The sequence below is a fragment of the uncultured Sphingorhabdus sp. genome, from assembly GCF_937872355.1.
In the GTDB taxonomy this organism is placed as follows: domain Bacteria; phylum Pseudomonadota; class Alphaproteobacteria; order Sphingomonadales; family Sphingomonadaceae; genus Sphingorhabdus_B.
Genome location: NZ_CALMSV010000221.1, coordinates 1 through 14,286, shown reverse-complemented (window position 1 = coordinate 14,286; position 14,286 = coordinate 1). Strand labels below are relative to the sequence as shown.

Below are 14,286 nucleotides of genomic sequence, written 5' to 3'. Positions count from 1 at the left end.
CTGGCCATCGTGAAGTCGCGTTCGCTCGACGAGCGTCATCAGCGGGGGTGCACAGAAGAGACAACAACCCATGCGTCCGCGGGCGCGTGGATCTCGCACGTTGGGCGGCACCCGACTGATCAGCGAATCTGCGAAACTCCGCGACGTGACTGCGTCAGCCCGGCCGTTCTTGGTGGTGATCACCGGGGCGCCGGGGTCGGGGAAGACCACGCTGGGGTGGGAGCTGTCACGGCTGCTGCACGTTCCGTTGGCGAATGATGGGGCGGAAGGGGCTGCCATATTGCTCGCTATAGACGATGACGGACGTGGTGCAGCCGACAGTGCGGGCCAGGTGCATGTAGAACAATTGCTTTCGAATCTGCCGCTCGGGCTGGCGCTTGTAGATCGGGATGGGCGCTTCCTCTTTGCCAATGATGCTTTCATGCGTGTGGCAGGAGTACAGCATGAAAAGCTGCCGCCTTATCCGGGCGATCTTGTTGTTCCTGAAGATAAAGCCGCGGTTTCGGATACAGTGCGGCGTTATGCCGGTGGGCAGTCAATGTCGGGAGATATTGCCGTCCGACTGAAAGACCAGCCTGACGAAGCGATTGCACTTTCTATAGCGGGTTTGCGAGGCTTTGGCAGCGCCGCTGTATTGCTTGGCCTGAAGGACAATAGCGAAGAAACCAAGCTCAAGCGACAGGTGGCACAGGCCACCAAGATGCAGGCAGTTGGCCAACTCGCAGGCGGCGTTGCGCATGATTTCAACAATATCCTGACCGCGATCATCGGCTATTGCGATCTGATGCTGTTGCGCCATCCTCCAGGCGACAGTGATTATGACGACATCCAGCAAATCAAGAACAACTCGAACCGTGCTGCCAGCTTGACACGGCAATTGCTCGCTTTCTCACGTCAACAGACGCTGCGACCGCAGATCCTCCAATTACCAGATGTAGTGGCGGAGGTTTCACACCTCCTCAAACGCCTTCTGGGCGAAAGCGTCCAGCTGGAAGTGAACCATATGCGCGGGATTGGTGCGGTGCGCGCCGATCCGGGTCAGTTGGAGCAGGTGATCATCAATTTGGGCGTCAACGCGCGCGACGCGATGCCCAAAGGTGGCACGCTCCGCATCGAAACAAAGCCGGTTTCACCTTCAGATGTGCGTGCGATGCGCAGCGAGATACTGCCGATTGGGGAATATGCGCTGTTGTCGGTTTCGGACAGTGGGACCGGGATCGCGAAGGAAAATCTGGGTAAGATTTTCGAACCCTTTTTTACCACCAAGGAAGTGGGGAAGGGGACGGGTCTCGGCCTGTCTACCGTTTACGGCATCGTGAAACAGTCGGGTGGTTTCATCTTTGCTGACTCCGAAATTGGCAAGGGTACTCGCTTTGACATTTACCTCCCGACTTATTCGGGCAGCGTATCGGTACTTCCATCTGTGAAGGAAGAGGCAGTGGCTCCCGAACCCGAAGAGATGTGGGGCAACGCCACAATCCTGCTTGTCGAGGATGAGGATATGGTGCGTGCAGTTGCCGAACGTGCACTGACGCGGCAGGGCTATGTTGTCGAGACGGCTCGCGATGGCGAAGAAGGGTTGCAGCATTTCGCTGACGGCAAGCGCTATGACCTCATCGTTTCCGACGTTGTGATGCCCAATATGGATGGGCCGGCCATGGCACGGAAATTGCGCGCCGATTATGGGGATGTGCGCATATTGTTCATGTCGGGTTATGCCGAGGAGCAATTACGGCAGTCGATCAATCTCGACAATGTGCATTTCCTGCCCAAGCCATTTTCGGTGCAGCAGATTGCTGAAGCAGTGAAAAATGCTCTCAAAAAGTGAAAGCATTGAATATAAATGAATTTAATTTATTGTTCCACTCTTGTTCTATGAGAACAAAGGCGATACATAATCGTCGGTTCCGGTAATGTTCTGGTGGTGAGAATATCGGAATCGGACACGCTATCCAAGGAGTGGAACAATGGCAGCAAGTCTTAAAGTCATTAATGGGGATCAGGCAAAGAACATGAATAACGCAGAACGTGAACGCGCGCTCGAAGCCGCGCTGGCCCAGATTGATCGTGCTTTCGGCAAGGGATCGGCAATGAAGTTGGGCAGCCGTGAGGCGATCCAGATTGAGGCAATTTCTACCGGTTCGCTCGGCCTTGATATTGCGCTTGGTATTGGTGGTCTACCCAAAGGGCGCGTCGTCGAAATTTACGGTCCGGAAAGCTCGGGCAAGACGACGCTGACGCTGCATGCCATTGCTGAGGCGCAAAAGGCGGGCGGTACAGCAGCCTTTATCGATGCGGAGCACGCGCTGGATCCAGCTTATGCCAAGAAGCTCGGTGTCGATGTAGACAATCTTATCGTTTCGCAGCCTGACACCGGTGAACAGGCACTCGAAATTGCCGATACGCTGGTGCGCTCGAATGCGGTCGACATTCTTGTGATTGACTCGGTGGCGGCATTGGTACCGCGCGCTGAAATCGAAGGTGAAATGGGCGACAGTCATGTCGGCCTGCAGGCCCGCTTGATGAGCCAGGCGCTGCGCAAGATTACCGGTTCGATCAGCCGTTCGAACTGCATGGTGATTTTCATCAACCAGATCCGCATGAAGATCGGCGTGATGTATGGTTCGCCCGAAACCACAACCGGCGGCAATGCGCTCAAATTCTACGCCTCGGTCCGCCTCGACATCCGCCGCACTGGCCAAATCAAGGATCGGGAGGATATTGTCGGCAACACCACCCGGGTGAAAGTCGTCAAGAACAAGGTGGCCCCACCGTTCAAGCAGGTTGAGTTCGACATCATGTATGGCGAAGGCATTTCCAAGACTGGCGAATTGCTCGACATTGGTGTGAAGGCAGGGCTTGTCGAAAAGTCGGGTAGCTGGTTTAGCTATGACTCGATCCGCATCGGGCAGGGCCGTGAGAACGCCAAGATCTGGCTGAAGGAAAATCCGGAAATGGCGGCGAAGCTGGAAGCATCGATCCGTAACAAGACCGACGAGGTGGCCGAAGAAATGATGGTTGGCCCCAGCGCCGACGATGAAGATAGCGGCGCAATCGACGAATGAGCGTCAACTAACCCCCAAGGCTCTCTCCCAAGGAGCCGATAGCGCACCACGCCTGATCGGTGCGCAACCGGCCCGCCCTGGACCACCCCGGGGCGGGCCAATTTATTTGTGACGTTTCAAGCCGGTTCAAGAGTTGCCTGTTTTACCACATCGTCGGCCAGCTTACCGGTCAGTTCGGACAGATGGTCAAATTCCGTGGTAAATGTTGCGAGCCCCTGACTCAACGAACGCAATTCGGCATCAAGTCCGTTGAGGCTGGCCACTGGTAGATGCGCTTCGACCATATCCCAGCGTTGCCAATCGGGGTGCGCGCCAAGGTTCAAAATCTGTCCGCGCCGCGACGACACGACCGAGCCCATTTTCGACCCCGTTCCCGGCGGCGAAGTGATGGCAACATTCACGACCGGCTCAAGCAAATAGGGCTGGCACTGTTCCAGCGCCTCGCACATCGCCAGCTTGCCCGCCAAGCGGAAAGCCAGTTCGGAACTGTCAACCGAGTGATAACTACCATCGACCAGCGTCACAGCCACATCGACCACCGGAAAACCGAGCGGGCCCTTTTCCATAGCATCGCGAACACCGGCTTCGACAGCAGGTATCCACTGTTTCGGCACTACACCGCCTGATATTTTCTCTTCAAACACAAACCCAGAACCCCGGGGTAATGGGTGAACTTCAATCACGACATCGCCATATTGACCGTGCCCGCCGGATTGCTTTTTATGCCGGCCGCGTTGGGTAACGCCTTTCCGGATCGACTCGCGATAAGCAATTTTGGGAGCATGCGTCTCGACATCGACGCCGTAGCGCCGTTTGAGCCGCTGCAGCGTTACGTTGAGATGTTCGTCATTGATCCCGCGCAGTAATGTTTCATGGCTGGAATCATCCTGCGTCCATTCGAGCGCCGAGTCTTCTTCGACCAATTTGTGCAGCGCAGTCGAGAGCTTCACATCGTCTTGCCGGTTCTTTGCGCGCAAAGCGATAGTGGCATTGCGCGGCGGCAGGTCTATCAAATATTCGGAACCGCTATCGCTGGAACTGCCAAAAATCATGCCTGCTTGCGCCGCATCGGCTTTTGCAATTGCGACAATGTCGCCAGCATCGGCGGCGGCCAGTTTGTTGGTCTTGTCTCCCTGCAGGGCAAATAGTGCGCCAGCCCGGATATCTTCGGTCAAGTCAGCGCCTTCGCTCAGGCCATTGCCCAGTACCCTCGCCAGCGCCAACCTACCAACCGCGCCACCATTAGCCACCTTGAACACATGGACACCTTTGCCATTGGTACCCAGTCGCCGTGCAGCCAGTTCCACAGCAGGTGCTTCGTGACGCAACATTTTGAGCAAACGGTGGACGCCAAATCCATTCAGCGCTGAACCGAACATCACCGGGACAACCCATCCGGCCTGCGCCTCGTCCGTCAAATCCTTGAGCACCCGATCAAGGCTGGGCTGTTCGTCCATCAGCAGCGTTTCGAGCAACTCATCGTCATGATCGGCAAGCGTTTCGAGCATATGATACCGCTCGCTCGCCTCGCGTTCTGCAAGGTCTGCCGGAATGTCGATCCGCACGCTCTCCTTGCCCGGCACGTAGCGGTGCGCACGCTCGAGCGCGATATCTACAAAGCCGGTGATATTCTCGCCTTCGCGAATCGGGATTTGCCGCGCCACCAGCGGGGCGCCACTCATTGGTTGCATCGCTTCAAGCAGGTCATGGATGCGCCCGCGTGCTGCATCGATCTTGTTGACAAAAACCGCATGCGGAATGCCCAAGGCGTCAAGGCGGCGCAATATAGGCTCGGCCAAGGCGGCGCGCTCAGGCTCCGGGTCAACGACGACGATTGCCATATCGGCGCTGCCCAGCGCGGCATAGCCATCGGCAGCAAAACCTACCGCTCCCGGCGTGTCGATAATCGCGAATTTGTCACCCAGATATTCAAAGCGGGTCAGATTGATTTCGGTTGATCCGCGCCGCGCGCGTGCCTCCGGGCTTGAATCACCCACGGTGGTTCCGGCCTCTACCGACCCAAGCCGGGATATTGTGCCCGATGCGAACAGCATTGCTTCTGCCAAACTGGTTTTGCCGGCCCCGGCAGGTCCAACCAGGGCCACAGCTCGGACTCCTTTGGTGGTGCTTACCATCATTCGTCTCCTCTTGTTCAAGCGGAGCGTGCTGGCGCAGCCTTCAGCGTTGGATGTGCGCCAACGCGCAACAAAAACATCAGGGGCTGGCAAATAGGTCAGGACAGGATCGGGGGATATGGCCGAGGCGTATTTGCCAGTCCCTGACCAACAAATGCTGCGCCTATCGCAGCTGAGTCGCAAGTGCAAAATGGGTTGCACCGATTGCTGTCCCGACTAGGGTAATCAGCATGACAGACAAGATGGAATGGCAAGGGCAGGTTGGCACCAGTTGGGCGCGGCAATGGCAGCGCACCGACCGGTCGTTTACACCGCTGACCGAGCGCTTGGTTGCGCGCATATTGGAATTCGGGGATGTACGCCGGATCGCAGATATCGGCTGTGGGGCAGGAGAGCTGTCGATTAAGATCGCCGATGCTCGACGGGATGCGAATGTTCTCGGACTGGATATTTCAGCAGATCTGGTGTCGGCGGCATCGGAACGGGCTTCCGGAAGCCCCAATCTCAAATTTGCTGTTGCGGATGCTTCTGTTTGGCAGGACCCGTCCTTCATTCCAGACCTTTATGTCTCCCGCCATGGTGTGATGTTTTTCGACGATCCGGTTGCCGCCTTCGCCAACCTGGCGACAAGTGCGGCGGACAATGCGCAAATGGTCTTCTCCTGTTTTCGAGCGCCATCTGAAAATGCCTGGGCGACCAAAATCGCCGCGCTTGTTCCGTCGGCTCCATCCGGCGATCCACATGCGCCCGGACCTTTCGCCTTTGCTGATCCGGAGCGTGTGAAGCGCATCCTTTCCGCAGCTGGATGGACGGATGTCGCCTTTGAACCCGTCGATTTCGATTATGTCGCGGGCAGCGGCGAAGATCCTGTTGCAGATGCGCTCGATTTCTTCGGCCATATTGGCCCCGCCGCGCGCGCCATCCGTATGCTTGAGGGCGAAGCCCGTACCGCCTTTCTCGGTCGCCTAGGCGAACTTGCCGAGGCACATCTGCACGGCGGCGCAGTTCGCTTTCCGGCAGCCGCATGGATCGTCACTGCACATAAGAATTGAACGAGGAGAGAGATATGACCCTGAAAGTCCACCATCTGAACAACAGCCGCTCGCAACGCATTTTGTGGCTGTTGGAGGAACTCGGGGTTGATTACGAAATCGTCCATCATCAACGCGATGCGGTTACTAATCTGGCGCCGCCCGAATTGCTCGAAGTTCATCCGCTGGGCAAGTCGCCGGTGATCGACGATAACGGCCAGATTGTTTATGAATCGGCGGCCATCGTTGAGTATCTGTGCGAGCGTCATGGCGGCGGGCATTTGGTTCCTGCGCGCGGAACCGACGACCATATCCGTTATCTCGAATGGATCCATTTTGCCGAAGGTTCGGCGATGACGCCTATGCTGCTCAATCTCTATACGGCCCGGCTCGGTGACGCCGCCGCTCCATTGCGCCCGCGCATCGACCAGCAGCTCGAAAGCCATTTTCGCTACATCGAAGACCGCTTGCTGCCATCAGGTTGGCTGGTTGGTGACAGCATGACCGGTGCGGACATCATGGTCAGCTTCCCAGCTGAAGCGGCGGTCAAAATGGGTTGGGCAGGGGACAAGCCAAAGCTTACTGCTTATGTCGAGAAAATCCATGCTTTGCCGACTTGGAAGACCGCGCTCGAAAAGGGCGGGCCCTATGCTTATGCATAATCGCTGACACTAAGCGATATATCCGGCTTGCAGCACGCTTTGCCGTCGCCTAAGTCGCGCTGGCTATGACTTCGACAAACGATATCCGCCGCGGCTTCCTCGACTATTTCGGTAATGCCGGACATGATGTGGTGCAGTCTGCCCCGCTAGTGCCCTATAATGACCCGACATTGATGTTCGTCAATGCCGGTATGGTGCCGTTCAAGAATGTGTTCACGGGGCTTGAAACCCGGGACACCCCTCGCGCTGCATCGAGCCAGAAATGCGTGCGCGCAGGCGGGAAGCACAATGATCTCGACAATGTCGGCTATACCGCGCGGCACCACACTTTCTTTGAAATGCTGGGGAATTTTTCCTTCGGCGATTATTTCAAAGAACAGGCGATCACCCATGCCTGGACTTTGCTGACCAAAGTCTGGGGTTTGAACCCGGACAAGCTGACGGCAACGGTCTATCACACCGATGATGAAGCCTTTGATCTGTGGAAAAAGATTGCCGGGCTGCCCGAGCACCGTATCATCCGTATCCCGACCAGCGATAATTTCTGGTCGATGGGCGATACCGGGCCCTGCGGCCCGTGCAGCGAGATCTTTTACGATCATGGCGAGCATATTTTCGGTGGGCCCCCGGGTAGCCCGGACGAGGATGGCGACCGCTTCGTCGAAATCTGGAACCTCGTCTTCATGCAGTTCGAACGGCAGGATGATGGCACCGATGTGCCTTTGCCCAAACCATCGATCGACACCGGCATGGGGCTGGAACGCATTGCCGCGGTGCTGCAGGGCGTGCATGACAATTATGATACCGATACCTTCAAGGCGCTGATTGCCGCCTCTGAAGAGTTGACCGGATCCAAGGCAGAAGGTGACAGCAAGGCGAGCCACCGCGTGATTGCCGATCACCTACGTTCAACCAGCTTCCTGCTGGCCGATGGCGTGATGCCCTCCAACGAAGGGCGCGGCTATGTTCTGCGTCGCATCATGCGCCGCGCAATGCGCCACGCGCATTTACTTGGAGCCAAAGAGCCTTTGATGCACCGCTTGGTCGGCAGTCTTGCCGCTGAGATGGGCGCGGCCTATCCGGAACTGCTGCGCGCCCAGCCGCTGATCGAAGCGACGCTCCGCCAAGAGGAAACCCAGTTCCGCCGTACGCTCGACAAGGGGCTGAAGCTCCTCGATGAAGCTACCGGCGGAATGAAGGCTGGCGATGTACTTGCCGGTGAAACCGCGTTCAAACTCTACGACACATATGGCTTCCCTTACGATCTGACCGAGGATGCGCTCCGCGCGCAGGGTTTCGGTATCGACCGCGCTGGTTTCGACTCTGCCATGGATAACCAAAAGGCCATGGCCCGTGCTGCTTGGAAAGGTTCGGGTGCCAAGGCTTCTGATGAAGTCTGGTTCGATATCGCTGAACGAGTCGGCTCAACAGAATTCACCGGCTATACCGCGACCGAGGGCGAGGGGCAGGTTGTTGCACTCGTCAAGGACGGTGCCGAAGTACAGTCAGCCAAGGCAGGCGATAGCGTTACTTTGATTACCAACCAGACACCTTTTTATGGCGAAAGCGGTGGGCAGATGGGCGATGCGGGCAGCATCACCAGCCTGTCGGGCTTGGCTGCCACGGTAAATGACACCTCCAAGCCGCTCGGCCGCTTGCATGCGCACCAACTGGTGGTTGACGCCGGCGAGGTGAAGGTGGGCGATGTTGTCCAGCTCAAGATCGATACCGTGCGCCGTGATACGCTGCGTTCGAACCACAGTGCCACACACTTGCTGCATGCGGCGCTGCGAAATCGCTTGGGAAGCCATGTAACGCAAAAGGGCAGCATGGTGGCACCGGATCGGCTCCGCTTCGACTTCTCGCACAATCAGGCTGTAACGCCTGAAGAAATTGCTGACATCGAAGCGGAAGTGAATGCACAAATCCGCCGTAACACGGCAGTGACCACCCGCTTGATGGCACCCGATCAGGCCGTCGAGGCAGGCGCACTGGCGCTGTTTGGCGAGAAATATGGCGACGAAGTCCGCGTGCTCAGCATGGGCGACGTGGAAGGTGCCAACTATTCGGTGGAGCTTTGCGGCGGTACCCATGTCAATGCGCTCGGCGATATCGCTCTGATGACGATTGTTTCCGAAGGAGCTGTCGCAAGCGGTATCCGTCGTATCGAGGCATTGACCGGTGAGGCCGCCCGCCAGCATCTGGCGCGGCGCGAAAGCCAGTTAAAGGACATCGCGTCTCTGCTCAAAACAGCTCCTGATGAAGTGGCAACGCGCGTCGAAACCCTGCTCGCAGAACGTCGCACGCTCGAAAAGGAACTATCGGACGCCAAAACCAAGCTGGCGCTTTCAGGCGGGGGTGGTCCCAAGACGGAAGCCGAGAAAATCGGCGATACCAACTTCATGGGGCAGGTCATTGCCGGAATCGAACCCAAGGCCTTGCGCGGGCTGGCTGACGAGCAGATGAAGGCACTCGGTAGCGGCGTGGTGGCGATTATCGCTGCTAACGAGAATGCCAATACCGTGGTGGTTGCCGTTTCGCCCGAGCTGACCGGTAAATTTGCCGCCCCCGACCTTGTGCGTGCTGCAACTACCGCAATGGGCGGGCAGGGCGGTGGTGGTCGTCCGGAAATGGCGCAAGGCGGTGGACCGGCCGGCAGCGATCAAGCGCAGGCCGGTCTCGACGCAATCAAGGCTGCGCTGGCTGGCTGAGCCTGGTTCGCAGTTTTAGACGGGGGGCTTCGTCGAGCTCCCCGGCTTCTTTGATGGCACGGCGGAATTCGTCGCGCTTTTCATGGATGGAAGCGATTACTGGCCCCATCGCTATCCCCAAATCAACAAGCACGGCTTCGGATAATTGAAGCGAGCTTTCGAGCGTTTCGGGTACCGCATCGCTAACCCCGGTCAGATAGAGTTCTGCGGCATGGTCGGCATCGCGGGCGCGGGCGACGATGGTAAGGTCGGCAAATTGCGCGCGAATACGCTTCACCGTCTTTGCCGCCAGGACAGGATCATTCATCGTCAAAACCAGCGCCTTTGCCGTGTCCAGATGTAGACGGTGTAATGTCTGCGGCTTTCCGACATCGCCGAAAATGACATTATAGCCATCACGCCGCGCAGCCACGACTGCGTCCACATTATGCTCAACCGCGATATAGGGCTGGTCATGCGCTTGCAGCATTTCCGCAACCAACTGCCCCACACGGCCGAAACCGATAATAACCGTCCGAGGCAGGATGTCGGAACGAATCTCTTCTTCAAGCGCCAATCCGCTCGATCGAACCTGGATGCGACGCGCCATATCATGACCGATGCGCGCCAATATGGGGGTGATGAGCAAGCCTATTACCGTTACAACTTGCCAGAATTTGGCGGTTTCGGGATCGATGATTTGTGCTGCGCTCGCAGCTCCGAGCACGATCAAAGTCGTTTCAGAGGGGCTAGCCATTAAAAGGCCGGTCTCGGTAGCCACGCCGGGCCGAACGCCGGCAAATTTCAGTAAGCTGCCGACGACGAAGGCGTTGATGACAACTGCCGCGACCACCGCTGCCACCAGCCTGTCCCAGTTCGAGAGGATGAAACCGATATCGATCTGCATTCCGATACTGATCAGGAACACACCCAGCGCTAGGCCTTTGAACGGTTCGACCACCGTTTCAACTTCGCCGCGATAATCGGTTTCTGCGATCAGCAAGCCAGCTATCAACGCGCCTACAATGGGGGAAAGACCGACCGTTGCGGTTGCCAAGCTTGACAGGATGACGACCAGCAGAGTGGCGGCGATAAACAGCTCGGGACTTTTGGTACGCGCGGCTTGCCCGAAGAAGGGGGGAGACAAAAACGTCCGGCAAGCAAAATCACGACGATGACAGCCAGCCCCTGCCACGCCACTTCAAATAACGCATCCCAGCCACCGCCGCTCGCAGCCTGCGGGCCCAGCACGCCGAGGACAAAGATGATCGGTACAATCGCTAGATCTTCGAACAACAGCATGGCGAAAGCCGAACGGCCTACAGATGAAGTTGTGCCTGCAATTGGCAGAACCAGTGCGGTAGAAGACAGCGAGAGTGCAAGGCCGAGGCCGATTGCTTCGGTGGCGTTGTAGCCAACGGCAAACAACGCGCCGCCAATCAAAATAGCGCCCCCAAACAGTTCGGCGGCACCCAGCCCGAACACCTGCTTGCGCATCCGCCAAAGTCTTCGGAACGAAAGCTCCAACCCAATTCCGAATAGCAGCAGGATGATACCAAACTCACCGATGCGGGCGATTTCTTCTGTATCGGAAATGGTCACCCAGCGAAGCCAGGGATATTGATTGGCAAAGGCACCCAATCCCATGGGGCCGACCAGAACACCGACGAGAAGGAAGCCGATAATCGGCGTGATCCGCAACCGTGCAAAAGCAGGGATAACAATCCCCGCAGCGCCCAAGATAATGAGCGCGTTATTCAATCCTTCGGTGTGGAGTTCGGCGGCCATGCTCCCTTCTTAAGGGGAGCAAGCCGCCGATGTCAGCAAATTACTGCCAGCTACCCATTTTTGTTTCGAGATTGGCACGAACCGCTTCGAAGAACTGCTCCGTGGTCATCCACGCTTGGTCGGGACCTATCAGGATTGCGAGGTCCTTGGTCATCGCACCGCTTTCAACAGTTTCGATGCAGACCTGTTCGAGCGTTTCGGCAAATCGCGTCACATCGGGGGTGTCATCGAATTTGCCCCGGAATTTGAGGCCGCCGGTCCAGGCGAAAATCGAGGCAATCGGGTTGGTCGAGGTCGCTTTGCCCGCCTGATGCTGGCGATAGTGGCGAGTTACGGTGCCGTGTGCCGCTTCTGCCTCAACGGTCTTGCCATCGGGTGTCATCAGGATAGAGGTCATCAAGCCGAGCGAGCCAAAGCCTTGTGCGACCTGGTCAGACTGGACATCGCCGTCATAGTTCTTGCACGCCCATACGAACTTGCCGCTCCACTTCAGGGCAGAGGCGACCATGTCGTCGATCAGGCGGTGTTCGTAAACAATGCCCGCCGCGGCGAATTTTTCCTTGAAACCTTCGGTATCGAACACTTCCTGAAACAGGTCCTTGAAACGGCCGTCATAGGCCTTGAGGATGGTGTTCTTCGTCGACAGATATACCGGCCAGCCGAGGTTGAGGCCGTAGTTGAGCGAAGCGCGCGCGAAGTCGCGGATCGAATCGTCGAGATTATACATCGCCATCGCGACGCCGCTGCTCGGGAATTTGAAGACTTCGAGGTCGATTTTCTCGCCATCATCGCCGTCGAAGACGAGGCGCAGTGTGCCCGGGCCCGGAATCAGTGTATCGGTCGCGCGATACTGGTCACCAAAGGCATGGCGGCCAACGACAATCGGGTCGGTCCAGCCAGGGATGAGCCGGGGGACATTTTCGATCACGATCGGTTCACGGAAAACAACACCGCCTAGGATGTTGCGGATCGTGCCGTTGGGCGACTTCCACATTTTCTTGAGGTTGAATTCCTCGACACGGGCTTCGTCGGGCGTGATGGTCGCGCATTTGACGCCGACGCCATATTGGCGGATTGCGTTTGCCGCATCGACGGTGATCTTGTCGTCGGTCGCATCGCGTGCTTCGACGCCCAGATCATAATATTTCAGATCGATATCGAGATAGGGCAGTATCAGGCGTTCGCGGATCCATTCCCAGATGATCCGGGTCATTTCATCGCCATCGAGTTCGACGACGGGGTTTTTCACCTTGATTTTTGCCATGACGAAGCTGCTTTCCTTAGGGGATTTTTGAATTGTTTGCGCCTGCGCCATAGCAAGATTCTGGCGATGAGCAAGCGGGGGTGCAAGCTTGCGAAAGCGAGATCAAATGACAGCTTAAGGTAACAAAGTTCCACATGAACCCTACCCCCCATCTGTTACCTTAAGTCACCTTTGGCGCTGTTATCCCCTGAAAGCCGTTGCGCATTTTGAAAGCGGTCCTCGCCGGGTGGGGGAGATTTCAGGAAACCCGCCATCAACCGGCCATCTGGACCATGCCCGATCTCCACCGCACCGCCCGCCTTCACTATGATGGTGGTAACACCGTTGATCGCGCGCGCCATCAACTGGTCGAGCATCCGCTGCCGCCCCTCGGTCAGCGCCGCCTGCCATGCTTGCGCAAAGCTGGCGGCATCGGGCCGTTCGAGCAGTTTATAAGCCGACTTGCGCGACATGCCGACGGCGCGGCAAGCGGTTGCAACTTGGCCGGTGACCGTGAGGACCTGAATAAACGCCTTTTGCCGTTCAGGCGTCCAGCCATCATGGCGGTGGCGTTGCAGGGGGACAGGCGAGAAGGGCGGTGCGCTGTCTTCGCCATTTAGGGGGTGAGCGGGTTCGTTTTCCATCTGTGAGGGTACATCAGAGGAAAACCTACATTTCAAGGGTTTTGAGGGCCGCTTTGTTGGGGGAAGCGGACATTTCGTTAGCTGTCAAAAACCGCTGCCATTCTGGCTCGGTCATAATCAAGCAGCCAGTCGTGAAATTCTGAGTATAGCTCTGCTGTTGGCGTCTCGGTGAGCGAAATCACGTCCATTCCTCGATCGTCATAGATGTTAACACACACGCTGCGCTCGACATCCACAAGCTTCGACATTACAGGCGCTGTGGGTGCAACACCCAAATCATGTGCAACCTGATTCCAGATGAGAATATCAGCTTGATCCCAAGTGATGCTGACCGCACGTTGATCCCACGGCTCGGCCTCAGGATCGTCTACCTCGTCAGGCCACCAATAACCCTTCCACTCAAAAAGAGCTGAATCTGTGGGGACACCCATCTTTGTGAGGTGATCAAATCCAGTCCCCGTGACCCAGCCGTGCCATTCAGCGCCCATTTCTATGCTCGGATCGGGGTAGGTCGCAATGACTGCTAGAATTTTCTCGGTCGGCAAAGCCTTGCGGGCCAAGCAACGTGCACGGTCGTAGCTTGTTGTCAATTTCGTGACGAAGTTCTTTCCCGAGCTGAGCTCAAATCGCAGGCTATAAAGTGAGGTCCAAAGATCGTTTTGCCAGTCAGGTCCGAGATTCAAGGTCATAATCTGAGCCTATCCGCATACGAGAATGACCGCAATGTTGTCGACATTGATTCTTTCTCAAGGTCATCGCCCGGTGCTTGACACGGGCTTGGCTTTTTTGCTCGACGCTTTGCGAATAGCCCAGCCCCGTTTCAAGCGCGGGGCGACGTTGATTTTTCAGAGGAGGTCCGGATTGATGGGATGGCCTCGAGGTCATTTGCAGACTTGTCGGAAACGAACCTGCTGAACCCACGCCCCAGTTTCACCCGACATTTCAGCGCTCTAAAATCCACACAAACCCCCAACCTAACCTAACAGTTGTAACATCGCGCCACTCGCCCTAGAAGGCGCGCACAATGA

Annotated in this window: 9 protein-coding genes and 1 pseudogene; 5 read left to right on the top strand and 5 right to left on the bottom strand. The window is 57.0% G+C overall.

The features are described 5' to 3' along the window. The first annotated feature begins 145 nt into the window (after positions 1-145). Entirely contained in the window at positions 146-1,828 is a 1,683-nt protein-coding gene (locus tag Q0239_RS14510; protein ID WP_298604100.1) for a response regulator, read from the top strand. A 139-nt stretch (positions 1,829-1,967) separates the two neighbouring features. After that, positions 1,968-3,065 (top strand): recombinase RecA, encoded by a 1,098-nt coding sequence (gene recA, locus Q0239_RS14505; RefSeq protein WP_298604098.1) that lies wholly within the window; start codon positions 1,968-1,970, stop codon positions 3,063-3,065. A 116-nt stretch (positions 3,066-3,181) separates the two neighbouring features. Here the strand turns inward: recA and Q0239_RS14500 are convergent, their stop codons facing one another. Then, positions 3,182-5,200: an elongation factor G gene (locus tag Q0239_RS14500; protein ID WP_298604102.1), complete on the bottom strand. Its 2,019-nt coding sequence runs from the start codon at positions 5,198-5,200 to the stop codon at positions 3,182-3,184. Between the two features lie 230 nt (positions 5,201-5,430). On the opposite strand from Q0239_RS14500, the gene Q0239_RS14495 reads away from it, so the two are divergent. The 3 genes from Q0239_RS14495 (at position 5,431) to alaS (ending at position 9,604) form a co-directional block, all read left to right on the top strand. Beyond that, positions 5,431-6,252, top strand: a complete 822-nt coding sequence (locus tag Q0239_RS14495) for a class I SAM-dependent methyltransferase (RefSeq protein WP_298604096.1) — start codon at positions 5,431-5,433, stop codon at positions 6,250-6,252. 14 nt (positions 6,253-6,266) lie between these two features. Continuing rightward, positions 6,267-6,893: a glutathione S-transferase gene (locus tag Q0239_RS14490; protein ID WP_298604094.1), complete on the top strand. Its 627-nt coding sequence runs from the start codon at positions 6,267-6,269 to the stop codon at positions 6,891-6,893. A 65-nt stretch (positions 6,894-6,958) separates the two neighbouring features. Beyond that, positions 6,959-9,604 carry an alanine--tRNA ligase gene (gene alaS / locus Q0239_RS14485; protein ID WP_298604092.1) on the top strand — a complete coding sequence of 882 codons (2,646 nt, stop codon included), beginning with the start codon at positions 6,959-6,961 and terminating at the stop codon, positions 9,602-9,604. On the opposite strand, the pseudogene Q0239_RS14480 reads toward alaS, so the two are convergent. From Q0239_RS14480 to Q0239_RS14465, 4 genes and pseudogenes are all read right to left on the bottom strand, one after another. Then, positions 9,582-11,371, bottom strand: a pseudogene (locus tag Q0239_RS14480) (cation:proton antiporter). The gene alaS and the pseudogene Q0239_RS14480 overlap by 23 nt on opposite strands. 40 nt (positions 11,372-11,411) lie before the next feature. Continuing rightward, a complete protein-coding gene (locus Q0239_RS14475; RefSeq protein WP_298604090.1) occupies positions 11,412-12,635 on the bottom strand; it encodes an NADP-dependent isocitrate dehydrogenase in 1,224 nt (407 codons plus the stop codon). A gap of 155 nt (positions 12,636-12,790) precedes the next feature. Continuing rightward, entirely contained in the window at positions 12,791-13,258 is a 468-nt protein-coding gene (locus Q0239_RS14470) for a hypothetical protein (protein WP_298604088.1), read from the bottom strand. A gap of 77 nt (positions 13,259-13,335) precedes the next feature. Then, positions 13,336-13,947 carry a DUF3885 domain-containing protein gene (locus Q0239_RS14465; protein WP_298604086.1) on the bottom strand — a complete coding sequence of 204 codons (612 nt, stop codon included), beginning with the start codon at positions 13,945-13,947 and terminating at the stop codon, positions 13,336-13,338. Positions 13,948-14,286 lie beyond the last annotated feature (339 nt).